This window comes from Alistipes sp. CHKCI003 (genome assembly GCF_900021155.1).
Classification (GTDB): domain Bacteria; phylum Bacteroidota; class Bacteroidia; order Bacteroidales; family Rikenellaceae; genus Alistipes; species Alistipes excrementavium.
On record NZ_FCNT01000050.1, the window covers coordinates 1 to 16,031 of the forward strand.

17 protein-coding genes are annotated in these 16,031 nt (G+C 61.9%); 7 read left to right on the forward strand and 10 right to left on the reverse strand.

All coding sequences use genetic code 11. The annotated features are described in order from the left end of the window. Positions 1-141 precede the first annotated feature (141 nt). From BN3659_RS05770 to BN3659_RS05805, 8 genes are all read right to left on the reverse strand, one after another. A complete protein-coding gene (locus BN3659_RS05770; protein WP_091535294.1) occupies positions 142-777 on the reverse strand; it encodes a fumarylacetoacetate hydrolase family protein in 636 nt (211 codons plus the stop codon). Continuing rightward, the gene (locus BN3659_RS05775) at positions 774-1,280 is read right to left on the reverse strand and encodes a GNAT family N-acetyltransferase (protein WP_091535295.1); all 507 of its coding nucleotides are present in this window, start codon (positions 1,278-1,280) and stop codon (positions 774-776) included. The genes BN3659_RS05770 and BN3659_RS05775 overlap by 4 nt, the downstream gene beginning before the upstream one ends. A gap of 126 nt (positions 1,281-1,406) precedes the next feature. After that, a complete protein-coding gene (locus BN3659_RS05780; RefSeq protein ID WP_091535296.1) occupies positions 1,407-1,715 on the reverse strand; it encodes a hypothetical protein in 309 nt (102 codons plus the stop codon). A gap of 10 nt (positions 1,716-1,725) precedes the next feature. Next, entirely contained in the window at positions 1,726-2,862 is a 1,137-nt protein-coding gene (gene lpxB, locus BN3659_RS05785) for a lipid-A-disaccharide synthase (protein ID WP_091535297.1), read from the reverse strand. A 52-nt stretch (positions 2,863-2,914) separates the two neighbouring features. Next, complete coding sequence (gene trmD, locus BN3659_RS05790; RefSeq protein ID WP_091535298.1) at positions 2,915-3,592, reverse strand: tRNA (guanosine(37)-N1)-methyltransferase TrmD; 678 nt, start codon at positions 3,590-3,592, stop codon at positions 2,915-2,917. Then, positions 3,583-4,332, reverse strand: coding sequence for an FkbM family methyltransferase (locus BN3659_RS05795; protein ID WP_091535299.1), 750 nt, complete (start codon positions 4,330-4,332; stop codon positions 3,583-3,585). The genes trmD and BN3659_RS05795 overlap by 10 nt, the downstream gene beginning before the upstream one ends. A gap of 6 nt (positions 4,333-4,338) precedes the next feature. Then, positions 4,339-5,646 (reverse strand): retropepsin-like aspartic protease, encoded by a 1,308-nt coding sequence (locus BN3659_RS05800; protein ID WP_091535300.1) that lies wholly within the window; start codon positions 5,644-5,646, stop codon positions 4,339-4,341. 23 nt (positions 5,647-5,669) lie between these two features. Further along, entirely contained in the window at positions 5,670-6,338 is a 669-nt protein-coding gene (locus BN3659_RS05805) for an MBL fold metallo-hydrolase (protein ID WP_091535404.1), read from the reverse strand. 190 nt (positions 6,339-6,528) lie between these two features. Between BN3659_RS05805 and BN3659_RS05810 the strand changes: the two genes are divergently transcribed. Together BN3659_RS05810 and rlmD are read left to right on the forward strand one after the other, a co-directional pair. Next, on the forward strand, positions 6,529-7,665 hold the full coding sequence (locus BN3659_RS05810) for a hypothetical protein (protein WP_091535301.1): 1,137 nt from the start codon (positions 6,529-6,531) through the stop codon (positions 7,663-7,665). Positions 7,666-7,838: 173 nt separating this feature from the next. Next, positions 7,839-9,251, forward strand: coding sequence for a 23S rRNA (uracil(1939)-C(5))-methyltransferase RlmD (gene rlmD, locus BN3659_RS05815; protein WP_091535302.1), 1,413 nt, complete (start codon positions 7,839-7,841; stop codon positions 9,249-9,251). An 80-nt stretch (positions 9,252-9,331) separates the two neighbouring features. Here rlmD and BN3659_RS05820 read toward each other — a convergent pair whose 3' ends face one another. Continuing rightward, positions 9,332-11,236 carry a hypothetical protein gene (locus BN3659_RS05820; RefSeq protein ID WP_141682513.1) on the reverse strand — a complete coding sequence of 635 codons (1,905 nt, stop codon included), beginning with the start codon at positions 11,234-11,236 and terminating at the stop codon, positions 9,332-9,334. 115 nt (positions 11,237-11,351) lie between these two features. Continuing rightward, a complete protein-coding gene (locus tag BN3659_RS05825) occupies positions 11,352-12,050 on the reverse strand; it encodes an SIMPL domain-containing protein (protein ID WP_091535304.1) in 699 nt (232 codons plus the stop codon). 362 nt (positions 12,051-12,412) lie between these two features. Between BN3659_RS05825 and BN3659_RS13150 the strand changes: the two genes are divergently transcribed. The 5 genes from BN3659_RS13150 to dtd all read left to right on the forward strand — a co-directional run bounded on the left by BN3659_RS13150 (position 12,413) and on the right by dtd (position 15,981). After that, complete coding sequence (locus BN3659_RS13150) at positions 12,413-12,586, forward strand: hypothetical protein (protein ID WP_171847720.1); 174 nt, start codon at positions 12,413-12,415, stop codon at positions 12,584-12,586. Between the two features lie 20 nt (positions 12,587-12,606). Beyond that, positions 12,607-14,202, forward strand: a complete 1,596-nt coding sequence (locus BN3659_RS05830) for a fimbrillin family protein (protein ID WP_141682514.1) — start codon at positions 12,607-12,609, stop codon at positions 14,200-14,202. Positions 14,203-14,380: 178 nt separating this feature from the next. Further along, positions 14,381-14,836, forward strand: coding sequence for a cytidine deaminase (locus tag BN3659_RS05835; RefSeq protein WP_091535307.1), 456 nt, complete (start codon positions 14,381-14,383; stop codon positions 14,834-14,836). A gap of 3 nt (positions 14,837-14,839) precedes the next feature. Then, positions 14,840-15,532: an RluA family pseudouridine synthase gene (locus tag BN3659_RS05840; protein WP_091535308.1), complete on the forward strand. Its 693-nt coding sequence runs from the start codon at positions 14,840-14,842 to the stop codon at positions 15,530-15,532. Beyond that, the gene (dtd, locus tag BN3659_RS05845) at positions 15,529-15,981 is read left to right on the forward strand and encodes a D-aminoacyl-tRNA deacylase (RefSeq protein ID WP_091535309.1); all 453 of its coding nucleotides are present in this window, start codon (positions 15,529-15,531) and stop codon (positions 15,979-15,981) included. The genes BN3659_RS05840 and dtd overlap by 4 nt, the downstream gene beginning before the upstream one ends. The last annotated feature ends 50 nt before the right edge of the window (positions 15,982-16,031 follow it).

The following is a 16,031-nucleotide window of genomic DNA, read 5'->3' on the forward strand; positions in this document are numbered from 1 at the left end:
GTATTTCGTCTTGTTTTCGTTCGGTACGGTTTTGCATCGTTCGCAGCGGCGCGTGCTGCCGGATCGGTTCTCGGACGCTGCCGGATCGCGGAGGCCGGATGCATGCCTCGCGGGGAGGCGGCGCGGCGAATGCGGCGGCGCTCAGCGGATGTCGAAGTCGAGCAGCGTGCGCCCTTCGAGTGCGGCGCGCAGGTTGTCGCCCGCACGAACGGGCCCCACTCCGGCGGGCGTACCCGTAAAGAGCAGGTCGCCCATGCGGAGCGTGAGGAATTGCGAGACGTGGGCGATGAGGCGGTCGACGCCGAAGAGCATTTCGCCCGTGAAACCCGACTGCCGCGTGAGGCCGTTGACTGCGAGCTCGAAGTGCAGGTTCTGCACCTCGCCGCCCAGCTCTGCGAGCGGTACGAACAGCGGGGCGACGGCCGCCGAGCGGTCGAATGCCTTGGCCGCTTCCCACGGCAGCCCGCCGGCGACGGCCTCGCGCTGGAGGTCGCGGGCCGTGAAGTCGATGCCCAGACCTACCTCGTGGTAGTAGCGGTGGGCGAAACGCTCTTCGATGCACTTCCCGACGCGGTCGATCCGCACCACGAGTTCGCACTCGTAGTGCACCTCCTGCGAGAAGCGGGGAATGTAGAAGGGATCGTTGTTGCGCAGCAGCGCCGTGTCGGGTTTGAGGAACCAGACCGGAGCGGCGGGGCGTGCGGTGCCGCCGCCCGTCCCGCGGGACAGTTCGTCGATGTGCGCCGCGTAGTTGCGGCCGATGCAGATGATTTTCATGGCTCTTCGAATGCGATGGTCGTATGAGTGCCGGCGAGTGCTCCCGGTACGAGCTCCAGCACTTGCACGTACTCGTCGGGAATGCCGTTCGTGTTCCGAATGCCCAGCTCCGTGCTCCGCCGGAAGCCGAACCGTCCGTAGTAGGCCGGGTCGCCCACCAGCACGACGGCCTGTTCCTCCCGGCCGCAGGCCTTGCGGAGCGCTTCGCGGACGAGTGCCGCGCCGATGCCCCGGCTCCGGCAGTCGAGGACGACCGAAAGCGGGGCCAGCAGCAGGACGGGCGTTCCGTCGCGGAGCGTCGTGCGGGTCAGCATCGTGTGGCCGATCAGGCGCCCTTCCTCTTCGGCGACGAGAGCCAGAGAGGGAATGTAACCGCCGGCCGCCCGCAGGCGATCGGTGAAATCCTGCTCTTTGCCGTCGGAGACCTTCGCCGTGCGGAAAGCCTCCTCGACGAGGCGGTGAATCGCCGGAAACTCCTCCGGCCGTTCGGGACGTATCGTCATGACTTGCGTTTTTTACGGTTTTTGACGTCGTATTTCAGCGATGCGTATGCGGCGCCCGCGATCGGCGTCGGAATGGGGAGCCGCAGACAGACTGCCGCTGCACGATGACGGGCGTCTTCCGGCCTCTCATCTGTTTTTATCGTATGTTTCGATCCGTGCGGCGATCGCGATTGTGCCGACCGGCAGCACGATCCATCCGAGCACGGTCAGCGTCGTCTCGTCGACTCCCGTGCAGTGCGGCAGGCAGGCTCCCGGCCCGATCAGGAGCGCGAGCGCCAACATTCCGAGCGAGCCCGTGCGGCGCACCCGCCGAAGATCGACCTTCGCGAGCCGCTCCTTCGGATAGTGGCGCAGCGTCGGGATCGACTGCGGGCGCAGGTAGACGAGTGCCGCGACGAGCAGCAGCAGACCGGAGATCAGGTAGTGTACGCCCATTGCTGCCGGTTTATTTTTCGTGCCTCGACAACTCCTCCACCATCCGCCGCGCGAAACGGTCGCTGGCGCCGGCCGGGCCGATGATGCTGCGCAGCTCGTCGAAATCGGCGAGCATCTTGGCCCTTCCGGCGCCTCCGGCGACGATGGCCCTCAGTTCGCGTTCGGCCCGTGCGATGTCGAGGTCCGACTGGATGATCTCGCGCACCGATTCGCGCCCGAGGTTTAGGTTCACCAGCGAGACGTAGGGCACCTTCAGCACGTAGGGCCGGAGCTTGACCTGAAGCCACAGCGTGCGGTAGACCACCACTTCGGGGATGCCCAGCAGAGCCGTTTCGAGGGTCGCTGTGCCCGACGTAACCACGGCGGCTTCGGCCGCGTGGAGCGTTTCGTAGGTCCGGTCGCAAACGTAGCGTATGCCGCTGCCCGCGAGATAAGGTTCGTAAAGCGAGCGGTCGAGCCACGAGACGCCCGCGACGACGAACTGGCGGTCGGGGAACTTGCGAGCCAGCGCCGCCATCAGCGGCAGGTTGTCGCGGATCTCGCCCTTGCGGCTGCCGGCCAGCAGGGCGACGATCGGGCGCCGGTCGAGTCCGTGCTCGCGCCGGAACGCTTCGCCCGAGGGGAGCGACGGCCGCCGCGCCTCGATGGCGTCGACGAGCGGATTGCCCTCGAAGACCGGACGTATGCCCTTCGCAGGGAAATACTTCGTTTCGAACGGAAAGATGACGAACAGGCGGTCCACATAGCGGCGGATCGCCTTCACGCGGTGCTCGCGCCATGCCCAGACCTTCGGGGCGATGTAGTAGAATACGCGGAGGCCCTGCCCGTGGGCCCAGCGGGCCATCTTCATGTTGAAGCCGGGGTAGTCCACGAGGATCAGCACGTCGGGACCGTAGGCCGCCACGTCGTCCCGGCATTCGCGCATCTGGCGGCGGATGGTCCCGAGGTTGCGCAGGACCTGCACGATTCCGAAGAACGAGGTTTCGCGGTAGTGTTTCACGAGGTTCCGGCGACCGCCGGCAGCGGCCATCTTGTCGCCGCCCCAGAAACGGAATGCGGCTTCGGGGTCGGCTTTTTTCAGCCCTTCGATCAGATTCGCGCCGTGCAGGTCGCCCGAGGGCTCGCCTGCTATGAGGTAGTATTTCATCGGTTTCGGTGTTGTTGAACGGAACTTTGCACTTCGGGAGAACATTCGTCGGCTACTCTTCGAGCAGGTCGGGCCGCAGGCGGCGGGTGCGCTCCCATGCCTCGTCGTCCTGCCACTTTTCGATCTGCGCGAAGTTGCCCGACAGCAGCACGTCGGGCACCCGCCAGCCGCGGAACTCCGCGGGCCTCGTGTAGACGGGCGGCGCCAGCAGGTTGTCTTGGAAACAGTCCGTGAGGGCCGAGGCTTCGTCGCCGATGGCGCCGGGGACGAGCCGCACCACCGAGTCGGCGATGATGCAGGCGGCCAGCTCGCCGCCCGTGAGGACGTAGTCGCCGATGGAGATTTCGCGCGTTACGAGGTGTTCGCGGATGCGGTGGTCGATCCCCTTGTAGTGGCCGCAGAGGATGACGATGTTTTCGAGCGTCGAGAGGCGGTTGGCCTCGCGCTGGTCGTAGCGTATGCCGTCGGGCGAGGTGTAGATGATCTCGTCGTAGGTGCGTTCGGCTTGCAGTTTCTCGACCAGTTCGAAGACGGGCTCGGGCTTCATCACCATGCCCGCCTCGCCGCCGAAGGGGTAGTCGTCGGTGGTCTTGCGGCGGTCGTGGGCGTAGTCGTGCAGGTTGTGGACGACGATCCGCACGAGCCCTTTGGCCTGTGCGCGCTTGAGGATCGATTCGTTGAGGGGCGATGCGAGCAGCTCCGGAACGGAAGAGATGATGTCTATGCGCATGATCGGGATGTTTGTCGGGGGCGGAATATGATGTCTTTGGTGCTCTCGGGCGCGAGCGGCACTTCGCGGCCGCGGTCGAGCGTGAAGCAGTCGTAGCCCAGATCGGTGAAGAGGCGGACGATCCGCGGGCGGTTGTCGCCGCCCGTCTCGCAGAGGACCGTGGGGCGGAAGCGGGCGAGCAGGGGGCGCAGCTCTTCGAGGACGACCGTCTCGTAGCCCTCGATGTCGCATTTGACGAAGTCGAGCCGTTCGAGCGATCCGAAAAGCGCGCTGCCGCGACGCATCCGGGCCGTGAACTCCACCGCTGCGGGGCGGTCCGTGTCGTTCACGAAGTTCTGACCGGTACCGAAATAGCCTGTCGTCCGTGCTGAGTCGTTGCCCATGCGGATCGTTCGGTCCTCGGTGCCGAGCGCAAAGGGGAGGATCTCGGCGTTGCGGCATCGGCGGAGGTTGCGGCGCAGGACCGCGAGGATCGGCGGCACGGGCTCCACGGCGTAGACCTTGCCCGCGGGACCCGCGAGTTCGGAGAGCGGACGGGCGTAGTAGCCGAGGTTGGCGCCGATGTCGATGCAGACGTCGCCCGCACGGACGAGTTGCGGCAGATGGTAGACGTATTCCGTGGCGGCGGCGCGGCGGCCGATGCCGAGGCGATAGGCGAGGAAGAAGAGGCGGCTCACCGTGTGCAGGTAACCTTCGAGCGGCAGGGTCTTGTAGAGGATTTTATGCAGGAGGGTCTTCATAGGCGGTCATTCGGTGCGGACGAACATGCGGCCGAGGTCTATGACGACGGCGTCGCAGGCCGTGAGGAAATCCACGCCCAGCGACCCGTCTTCATTGCCGCGCTGCGCGTCCATCTCCTTGCCGCGCAGGGTTACGGCGATGTCGCGGAGCGTAACGGGCCGTGCGCCGCAGCAGAGCGTGATATGCGGCAGGATGCGGACTTCGAGTTCGCGGGTGCCGCCGAAACCGCCCTGCGTGGAGGTCGTGCGGCGGCCGGCACGGCGCACGGCGCGGCGGTGTCTGTCGTAATAGCGGGACGAGAGGGTGCTCTTCACGTTGCCCGTGTCGAAATGGAGGCGGAGCCGCTCGCCGTTATGCGTGCAGTAGAGGTGGTATTGCCCGCCGTCGAACCCGAGATTCGGAGAGGGGGGCTCCGGCGAAGGCTCCGCGGGCAGGACGATCCGGCCGTTCCGCGCTTCGATGCGCACCTCGCCCATGGCGCGGATGACGTCCGATCCCAGCACGGCCTCCGCCAACCCCTCTTCGCCGTTGTCCGAAATGGAGGGGGCGACGAGGAACGTGGGGTGCAGGACGAGCAGTTCGCCGATGCGCAGCGAGTCCGCCACGCCGATCCGGACGTAGGAGGTGGTCATGCCCGTAACGGGTACCGAATCGGCGACGATGCGCACGCCGAGCCGTCGGGCGGCCCGAAGGGTGAGGAAGTTGCTGCCGCTGCATCCCGTGTCGAAGATGAAGGGTTCGGTGCAGCCGTTCGCTTCCGCTTCGACGAGCAGGTGTTCGCCGCGGCCTACTTTGCGGAGCTCCGCGTGAATCGCGGTCTCCGCCGCCGGCCGCCGGAGCGTCGTCGCGGGCCATGCAGCGAGGGCCGACATCCAGCGGTCGAATGCTTCGAGCGAACGCCGCGCTTCGGCGGCGCCGTCCGGGAGCTGCCCGATCAGGGCGCGGATCGCCCGGGAGGCGCCCGCATAGTCGTCGAGCGCCCGAAAGTTGTGGATGGCGAGGCTCCGCATGCCGAGCAGGGTTTCCGGTCCCAGCTCCTCCGCATATTCGTCCAGACGGGCGATGGCTTCGTTGCTTCGGGCGAAACGGCCTCCGTGATGGGCCGTGAGCGCATCCGAGAGAAGTGCGAGCGGCGGTGGCAGCGAGTCCCGCAGAGCGGGAAGTAGTTCTTGCAGCGTCAGGCAGTCGCCGGCGTCGAGGAGTGCCGCGACCTGCCGTGCGGCTTCCGCCGCGGACGGCGGGGCTTTCGCTTCGGCCGGAGACGGAGCGGCGCAGACGAGCAGCAGAGCCAGACAGACGAGGAGGTTTTTCATGGGTCGGACGTTTCGGTGCAGGATCAGTTCCGGTAGTTCACTTCGTCGTTGAGCACCTCGACGATGAACGGGTTGTAGAGCAATTCGTGGCCGATGGTCGACTCGGGGCCGTGGCCCGGACAGATGCGCACCTCCTCGCCGAGGGGTACGATCCGGTCGAGGATCGAGCGCATGATCCACGAGTAGTCGCCGCCCGGCAGATCCGTGCGGCCGATGCTTTCGCGGAAGAGGGTGTCGCCCGTGAAGAGCGTCTTCGACTCCGGTTCGTAGAGCGAGACGTGTCCGGGCGTGTGCCCCGGAGTGGGGATGACCTGCAATGACGTGCGCCCGAAGCGGATTTCGGGCTCCTCGTCGAGGTCGAGGTCGACCGAAGGCATGGCACCGACCTTCACGCCGTAGACCGTGCTGCCCGTCTCGGCTCCGTCGAGCAGGAATCGGTCCTTCGACGAGAGGGCGAAGGGGATGCCGTAGGTGCGCCTGAGCCACTCCACTCCGAGCACGTGGTCGAAGTGTCCGTGGGTGTTGACCGCCGCGACGGGCTTCAGTCCGTGCTGTTCGATGAAGTTCCGCAGGGCGGCGTTTTCGCGCTCCGTGGAGTTTCCGGCGTCGACGACGACGCATTCGAGCGTGTCGTCCCAGACGACATAGGTGTTCTCCTGTATGGGGTTGAAGGTCAGGCAAGCTGTTTTCATGGTCCGTTGATTTAGCGTGAAACGTTCTGTTCCCCGGGCCGTTTTCTCGTCTGCCCCCCCCTCCCGGCAGGTCCGGATTGCGCGCAGCTCGTCGAAAACGCCCGAATAGTGCATGCAAAGATAGTGCTTTTTGCGGGAATTTGCTACCTTTACGCTCCGAAGGCGGTTGCCTTCGTATAGATCGGAGCTTATGAGACTGTTGTTTGCGAAAATTGCCGCCGCGCTGACTGCGGCCGCCGCACTGGCGGGGTGTTCCCTGCTGAAGTTGCATATCGACACGGGCGATCCGCTGCCGAAAGAGGATGTCGAAGCGCGTCTGATGACCCGCGGCTTCTACTACGATCTGTCGGACGGAATCGTGCGCGCGGCCGACTCCATCGCTGCGGCGACGCCCGATCCGCGAATCAAGATGCGGACGATCCGCTGGAAGATGCAGGCCACGCGGGCGGCCGTGTCGGCCGCCATGCAGCCCATTCCCGAGGTGTCGCTGGCCGATACGTGGATTCTGTGCCGCCGCATGGACGAGGCGTTCGCCGCGGCGCCCGACTCGCTGCTCTTCGGGGCGTACAGCCCGCTGGCGCGGGCGGCCGCGAAGCGGTTCGCCGGGCGTGTGGATACGCTGGCCCGAGACGTGCTCGCGGCCGACCGCTATGCGCTGATGAGCCGTTTCGTCGGTGAGTACATGGCGGCGAATCCTCCGGCCGAGGCGGATGTGGAGCCGGCCAATACGACCTTGGCGTGGGTGCGTTTTCTGAAGGCCAACGGCGTGGAGCACGCCTATGCCGCGGGGTCGATTTCGGAGGTGCTCGCCGACATGAGCGACCGCGTGGGCGGACAGACCCAGCAGATGGCCGCTTCGCTGGGGTGGTCGAAGGATTTGCTCGAACTGAGGCTGGAGCAGGACAGCGTCCGGACGCAGATCGGCCGTCAGCTCGACAGCCTCGACCGCAACTTCCGGCGGATCGTCCTCGTGATGGAGCACATCCCGCAGATTTCCGATGCCGTGGTCGGTTCGCTGAACGAACAGGTGCAGAGCCTCATCGGTACGATGAACGCCTCGGTGGACCATGCGTTTTTCAATTTCGACCGCCAGCGCGACGAGTTGCAGCGCTACGTTTCGGTCGAACGGGAGACGCTCGTGCGCGAGCTGCACGCTGCGGCCGACGATGCGATCCGCACCACGCTCGACGGGGTCCCGTCGCTCGTGGGCAAGGTGGTCGGATGGCTCATTCTGCTCGGGACGGTGGTGCTCGGCGTCCCCTTCGCGCTCGGGTTCTGGCTGGGCAGCGTGCGGACGCGGGCCAAGGAGAGACGGATGCGCGGTTGAAGGCCGAGTGCCGGTGAAGAAGTGGGTCGAGGAGGCGGCCGGGCGGGCGGCCGCATCCCGTCGTTCGGCGGCGTCCGCCGCCGGTTTTTTGGGCGGATGAAACGAAAAAGCGGGCGGCGTCCGCGGCCGGACGGGGGATTGTTGTTACCTTTGCGGGTGAAATCCGAGGTACTATGGCACGAAAGAAAGCGAATTATCCCCTGATCGAGGGGCTCGAAATAACGACCCTCGCAGCCGAGGGCAAGGCGATGGGTCGCTGGAACGACGTGGTGGTCTTCGTCCCGATGACCGTCCCGGGCGACGTGGTGGACGTGCAGATCCGCTCGAAGCGCCGCCGCTTCATGGAGGGCTTCGCGGTGCGCTACGTGCGCCGTTCGCCCCTGCGCGCGGAGCCGTTTTGCGAGCATTTCGGCGTGTGCGGCGGCTGCAAATGGCAGAATCTGCCCTACGACGAACAGCTGCGTTTCAAGACCGAACAGGTCCGCGACCAGCTTGCGCGCATCGGCAAGGTCGCTCTGCCCGAAATCCGGCCCTGTCTGGGCTCGGCGCAGACGACCTTCTACCGCAACAAACTCGAATACACCTTCGCCGACCGCCGCTGGCTCACGCACGAGGAGGTGGCCGGGGGAGGCGACATCGCACCGGAGCCGGCGCTCGGATTCCACATTCCGGGCATGTTCGACAAAGTGCTCGACATCCGCCGCTGCTGGCTCCAGCCCGATCCGTCGAATGCCATACGGCTCGAAACCAGACGCTTCTGCATCGAACGCGGCTACACGTTCCACAACGCCCGCGAGCATCGGGGCCTCATGCGCAATCTGATGATCCGCACCGCTTCGACGGGCGAGGTGATGGTCGTCGCGGTCTTCGGGGCCGACGACCGTCCGCGCATCGAAGCGCTGCTGGACCATCTGTCCGATGCTTTTCCGCAGATCACCTCGCTCATGTACATGGTCAACACCAAGTGGAACGACTCGACGGGCGACCTCGCGGCGGTCTGCTACCGCGGCAAGGACCACATCGTCGAGCGCATGGAGGGGCTGGAGTTCAAGGTGGGGCCCAAATCCTTCTACCAGACCAACTCCGCGCAGGCCTACGAACTCTACAAGGTGGCGCGCGATTTCGCCGGTCTCACGGGGGACGAGGTGCTCTACGATCTCTACACCGGCACGGGTACCATCGCCAACTTCTGCGCCGCGCGGTGCCGTCGGGTGATCGGCATCGAATACGTGCCCGAAGCGATCGCCGACGCCGAGGTCAATTCGGCCGTCAACGGGATCGGCAACACGCGGTTTTATGCGGGCGACATGAAGGAGGTGCTCTCCGACGCATTCGTCGAGGCGAACGGACGTCCCGACGTGGTGATCCTCGATCCGCCGCGAGCGGGAGTGGACGAGGCCGTCGTCGGGGTGATCTTGCGCGCCGCGCCCGAGCGCATCGTCTACGTGAGCTGCAATCCCGCGACGCAGGCCCGCGATCTGGCGCTGCTGGCGGCGGACTACGACGTGGCGTGCGTGCAGCCGGTCGACATGTTTCCCCACACGCACCATGTCGAGAATGTGGTGAAGCTCGTGCGGCGGGGATAGGATCGGAGTAAAAACGAAGGTGAAAAGAGAGAGGCTGTCCGAAACTCGTTGGACAGCCTCTTGTCTTGCGGAGAGCCCCGTCAGAGAGAGAATGACATGGAGGCCGAAATATAGCCGTCGGGGTCGCTGTCGTCGTACCATATTTTGACGAGTGCGGAGTAGGTCCCCTTCCCCTCGGCGCCGATCGCATTCTTGATGTGGATGAAATAGATGTCTCCGCTGTCTTCGAAATAGGCGGCATCCGTGTTGCTGTAGATGGTTTTCAAAGGATTGTCGAAATCCTCCGATTCGCCTTTGACCCAGCAGACCTCCAAATATTTGATTTCGTCGAGACCATTTTTTATCTCGCTCCAGTTTTCGATGGTGAGGTCTCCGAAATCGGCGACTTCGTTGAGCAATGCGACCGACGGGAGCTGCGAAGTGATCGAGAAAGTATGGTAACCCTCCGTATAGCCGTTCGCGGCATCCGACGGATCGTGCCATGTACGCACGGCTAACGTGTAGTCTCCGATTTCGGTGGGCGGATTCTCCACCAGCGTATAACTCATGACGCCGTCCTCCGCCGTGGTGAATGCGACGCTCTTGAAATCTTCGGCGGTCGCATCGGCCTTTTTCAGGAAGGCGTATTCCATTTTCTTCCAGTAGGACTGGTAATTTGACAGTTGAATCATCTTCTTGTCCGTCAGGTAGGTGAAGACGGGAACCTGCGGTTTGACGTCGTACTCGAAATCGACGGGAAGCGTGTAGACGGCGTCTACGCCCGATTTGTCCTTGAATTCGGCTTTGACGGTCAATTGGAGCGTTTGCCTGCCCGGGGCCTGTACGTCGAATTCCAGCATGTCGAGGTTTATGCCTGCTTCCGGATCGAGCGAAATGCTCTGAACGACGGTCCCGTTGTACAGAATTTCGGCCGTGTATTTTTCAACGGCATCGTTCTCGGTACACGTCGCGTGAAGATGGTTTTCCTTTTGCGTTACGTTTACCTCCGGCAGGAACGGAATGCGATAGACGAAGGCGGGAAGCTGGGCGATCTCGCCTGCGTTCAGCCGATGACCGGCCAGCGATTTCTCGGTTCGCAGACCGTTGCTCTGGGTGAATTCGAAGGTAAGGGTCTGCCCGCTGTAATCCGATGGAAGAACGGAGAAATAGACGTTGCTCGGGGCGGACGAAAGAGCGATCGGGCCCTGCATGGTTACGGTCTGCGATGCGCCGTCTAATTTGAGGCTGCCCGGGCCTTCGATCGTGCCTAAGGACCCGTCTCCGCCCTGAAGCACCGTTTTGAATGCCTCGTCCATCGGTTCCTGTTTTAAGAATTCCACGACCACGTTTCCGGCGAAGGCTCCGCCGGTCAGCTCGATCTTTTCGATTTCGGTCTGTTCCGCGGCGGACATCGTCAGGTGGATGAGGCCCGCGAGGTACTTGAACGTCATCGGCGAATAGATGTAAACGCCGTTCTTGTAACTCTCCGTGCTCGTGGCGATCATCGGCACCGACAGGTTGTCGAACGATCCTTCGACGTACCGCTGCGCGGCGGGAATGGCTGCGCCCAGCCGCACGAGATCCTTGTAAGGTGAGTAGTAGAATGCTGCCGCATAGGGATAGACGGCTACGCATTGGTTTATGCCGGGGGCTCGCAGAGGATAGTAATCTTCGTTGTCCCATCCGTCCTGATAGTTTGCATCGAGCGTGAAACCCGCTGTCGCGGTTCCGGCGTCTGCGTCCGAAATATCGAAAGGCAGAAAGTGTTCCGAAGAGCTTATGTCAGCATACAGGGCGATGCGGTCTTCGGCGCTCCATACGGCGGATTTGTCGCCCATCGCCGTGCGCGTCCCCCCCCCGTCGCCGGCCATCTTTGCGACCAGCGTGTTGTCGCGCCTGCCTTTCGTTTCGTTTGACCAGCCGTTTTCCGTAACGTCGTCCTTGGAGCAACCCGTGAAGGCCGACATCGCAGATGCCAGACCCAGCAGTACAATCGCTTTTTTCATAATCTTTGCATTATGTTAAATGCGAAGATGCGGCAACCCGCTGCCGGTCATAGCGTTATGTAAAAACCGCCCGCATTGCGGGCGGTTTCGACTTTTCGCCGGAGGCGGGAAGAGGTCAAGGCTCCAGCACGAATTTGGCCTGCACGTTATAGGTCAGTTTGATGGTTTTGAAATCCAGCGGTTCGTCCTCCGATGCCGATTCGGCGTATGCGTCCAACGCCGATTTTCCGCGTGCGACCGCCGCCATGTTGCTGTAAAAAACGGGCATCACGTCGCTGTTCGAATCGTAGATGTAGAAACAGGGCCCGATTTTCTGACCGATGGCTTCGGCCAGCGTAGCGGCATTCTGCTTCGCATTCTGCATGGCAGCCACTCGTATCTGCTCCTTGTACTGGTCTATCTTCGTGTGCGATACGCGCAGAATCGCCACATTGGAGATGCCGACGGCGTCGAGTGCGGCATAGACTTTCGAAACCATGGCCGCCGAACCGAGCTTGAGCTGGTATTTGGCGGTGGCGACCGAGGTTTTCTTCTTGAAGAATTCGCTCGACATGTTGGCCATTTTGAGCTGTTTATCGACATCGATACCGAGACGTCCGAGCGCTGCGATCATCTCCTTCTGCTGCTGTTCCACCGTGATTTTACCCTTCGATTCGCGTTCGTTGATGACGATCGACAGGTAGAACTCGTCCGGCGCGATCTCCCGTTCGGCCCGTCCGTTGACCTGAATATAACTGGGGAATTTCTCCTCGTACTGCGCCATGGCGGGCAGTGCCGTCAGCACGACGGCTGCTGCGATAATCCAATTTTTCATAGTATTCTGTTTTTAGAAGTTTGCATCTGCAAATATAACGCCCGACTCTGCGCGAAAGTATGTTTCGCGGACAAATTCATTTTCGTACCTTCTCTATGAATCGGGTAGCGACCTGCAAAAAAAATGACATTTATTTGCTTTTTTCATCGGAATATCGTATATTCGCAGAGAGATGAGTTCCCAAGCCCGTTCGAGAGGCTTATCGGAGGGGTGTCGGTGCGGGTGTCGTCTGAATGAGGGAAGTGTTTTCGGCATCGGGGGGGCGAATGTTTTGCGTGCGTGTGCAGTGAGAGGGTTTCTTGGATTCCGTTCGGTTCTTCGGGCTACATTTATTAACCTAATATAACCTAATATTCTACATTATGAAACAGAATTTACAACTGGGGATGAAAAGCAGTCCCGCACCCTATGTCGCGCCGCAGATCGCGGTGTCGAGCGTAACGGTCGAACGTGGCTTTGCAGAATCCTCTTTCGATTTCACCGGAAGCGGAATTCAGGATTTCGAGAATTCGAACAGCGAATGGGGCTGGGAGTAATTTAACATAATGCAAAGATTATGAAAAAAGCGATTGTACTGCTGGGTCTGACATCTGCGATGTCGGCCTTCACGGGTTGCTCCAAGGACGAACCTACTTCGCCGGAAACAGTTGGTGTTCAAGAATATACGATCAATTCGATCATCGCAGGCGGGGATACCCGTACCGCGCTCGATACCGAGACGCTGCAACTCAGCTGGCTGAAAGGCGACAAGATCAAAGTGTATACGGGCGATAATGGGATTTTTACCGAATATACGACCGAGAACGGCGACGGTATGTTCAAGGGGTCCGTGAAACCGGTCCTTTCGTCGTCGCTGAGCTATGTGGCCGTTTATCCCGACGGCAAGTTCGGGACCGTTGTCGATGGTACCAAACCCATCGAAGCGCTGCGAATTACTGTCCCCAAAGATCAGAAATACGAAGCCGGCAAAGGTCCGGTAGGCGCTATTCCGATGGTCGGTATCTGGGGAGACGGCGATGAGTCCGTGCTTTTCAAACCGGTGGGTTCGGCGCTCCGGCTGCCTGTCTATTCCGCAGTCGAAGGTACGACCCTGACGAGCGTGGCATTCCAGTTCCAGAGCAGCTCGGCCGGCAATGTCGGTGCAGGTGAAATCGGGCTGAAATCATGGGCGCTCGACGAATACGGAGATTACAGCTCGCCGGAGGTGTATTACAAACGTACCGACTTCGCATACGGAGAGGTTACCCCGCAGGTAACCGTAACGGGCGACATCGCTCTGGGTACGACGGCCGAAACCGCTACGGATGTGTATGTGGCCGTAACGCCCGGCAATTATCAGGGCGGTTACACGGTTACGATCACCGACGCCGAAGGGGCGTCGATGTCGAAGACCAAACCCGCTTCGTCGTCGATCGTCGCGCTCATGGCCGGTCGAATTCAGAAGATCGCTCCGTTGGAGTATGTTCAGAAAGCTCCGAAGTTTACGGTTGCGGAGAATCCCTCCGACAATACCGTCGTTACGGCTACGCTCGATGCGGAACAGGAGTTGCTTCCAAATGCTACCTATCAGTATTGGGTCGAGGCATTGTCGGGCGGTATGCAGGGCAGCAGGTGGAGTCAGGCGTCCGACAAGATCAAGCTGTCTTCCGGCACTACCTCTATCGTGGTCAGTGATATCGAATTGAGCAAATTGTTCAGTCAGCCGAAAGAGGGCGATAAGTTGCGTTTCGTGGTCGAGGCGTCCGAATCCGGCACCGTTTATACCCGTAGCTACGAATATACGTACCACAAGGCCGTTTCGGGCGAGGTTAAGATCGATCGCATTGACTATATCGAGGGCAACGTCGAAATATTCTTCTCAGCGGGAGAAGAGTTGCTGAAAAATGCGGAGTCTTCCAATGTGCTCTTCAATCTAAGCAGCGAGGAGTGGACGGCCAGTCCGAGCGACGTGTGGCTGTCCGATGCGGGCGACGTGGTGAAGTGGAATAACGATACTGACGGTTTCGGTGTACGATTAGTGATTCCGTTGTCGGCGTTCGGAGCCGATATTCCCGTAGGAACTTACACGTTGACCGTGTCGGTCTTCGAATCAGCATCGGACTTTGACCCTTATACCTCGTCGAGTGCGGAATTCGACGTATATAATGGTTAGATGCCGTTTTGCATGCTTTAAGCGTGATGAGAGATCCTGCCCGCCGGGGCGGGATCTTTTTTTGCCGGTTCGTGCGGACGGAGCTGTTTTTTGGGGCACGGTTTTGGCGTTTTTCGAAGACGATATTCCCGAAAATTGATTATCTTTGCTATTCACTCCTTATAAAAAGAGGTCGGTTATGGAACAGAAATTCGTGTTCGATTACGAACATTACGAAAGCCTCGCTGCGTTGTCTGCGGAGGACCGCGAACTGGTCGCCGAGGCCGGGCGTGCGACGGCCAATGCACATGCGCCCTATTCGAAATTCCGCGTCGGCGCCGCAGCCCGTCTGCGCAGCGGCAGGATATTGTATGGCAGCAACTTCGAAAGCGAAGTCTATCCTGCCGGACTGTGCGCCGAGCGGACCCTGCTCTTCTATGCCGAGGCCAACTGCGCCGACGATCCCGTCGAGACGCTGGCCATCGCCTCCGATCCCTCCGGACGCGAATGCTACCCCTGCGGCCAGTGCCGTCAGGTGATGGTCGATGTCGAACGCCGCCAAGGCTCGCCCATGCGGGTGATCATGAGCGGGCACGGTTCCGCCACGGTCGTCGCTTCGGCCGCTCTGCTGCTTCCCTTTACGTTCAGCCTGTAACCCATGTTCTCGCCCGACGACATCCTCTATGAAGACAACCACCTGCTCGTGGTGAACAAACGCTGCGGCGATCTCGTCCAGCCCGACAAGTCCGGCGGAAGCGCCCTCGAAGACCGGATCAAAGCCTACCTCAAGCGCCGCGATTCGAAACCCGGGGAGGTGTTTCTCGGCGTCGTGCACCGCATCGACCGCCCCGTGAGCGGCGCCGTGCTCTTCGCCAAAACCTCGAAGGCCCTCGCGCGGCTCAACGAGATGATCCGCGAGGGGCGGATCGGCAAACGCTACTGGGCGCTCACCGAGCGCAGGCCCGAGCCCGAGTCGGGCGAGCTGTGCCACTACATCCTGCGCGACGGCAAGACGAACCGCTCGAAAGCCTGCGATGCGCCGAAAGGCGATGCGAAGCAGGCGCGGCTGCGTTATGCGACGTTGGGCGCCTCGGCCCGCTATACGCTCGTCGAGATCGAACTGCTCACGGGCCGCCACCACCAGATCCGCGCCCAGCTCTCGAAGATCGGCTGTCCGATCCGCGGCGATCTGAAATACGGAGCCCGGCGTTCGAATCCCGACGGCGGCATCTCGCTCCATTCGCGCAGCGTGTCGTTCGAGCATCCCGTGCGGCACGAACCCGTGGCCGTAACGGCTCCCGTGCCGTCGGGCGACAATCTGTGGACCTATTTCGAACGGAGCGTGCGATGAGGGTGCTGATTCAACGGGTGCGCGAAGCGTCGGTGGCGATCGGCGGACGCACGAAGTCGGCCATCGGCCGGGGATTGCTGGTGCTGGCGGGCGTCGAGGCGGCCGACACGGCGGAGGACCTCGCGTGGCTGGCGGCCAAGATCGTGAAACTGCGCGTCTTCGACGACGAAGCGGGCGTGATGAACCTCGATGTGCGGCAGATCGGAGGCGAGGTGCTGGTCGTGAGCCAGTTCACGCTCTATGCCTCGACGAAAAAGGGAAACCGCCCCTCCTACGTCAGGGCGGCGCCCGAAGCCGTGTCGCGTCCGCTCTACGAGCGCTTCACGGAGACGCTCGCCGAGGCGCTCGGCAAGCCCGTGGCTACGGGCGAGTTCGGGGCCGACATGCAGGTCGCGCTCGTCAACGACGGACCCGTTACGATCTGGATCGATTCGCGCAACAAAGAATAACGTTCCGCAGGAATATCGAGACGATTTTTTGCTACCTTTGCGGCATCTAA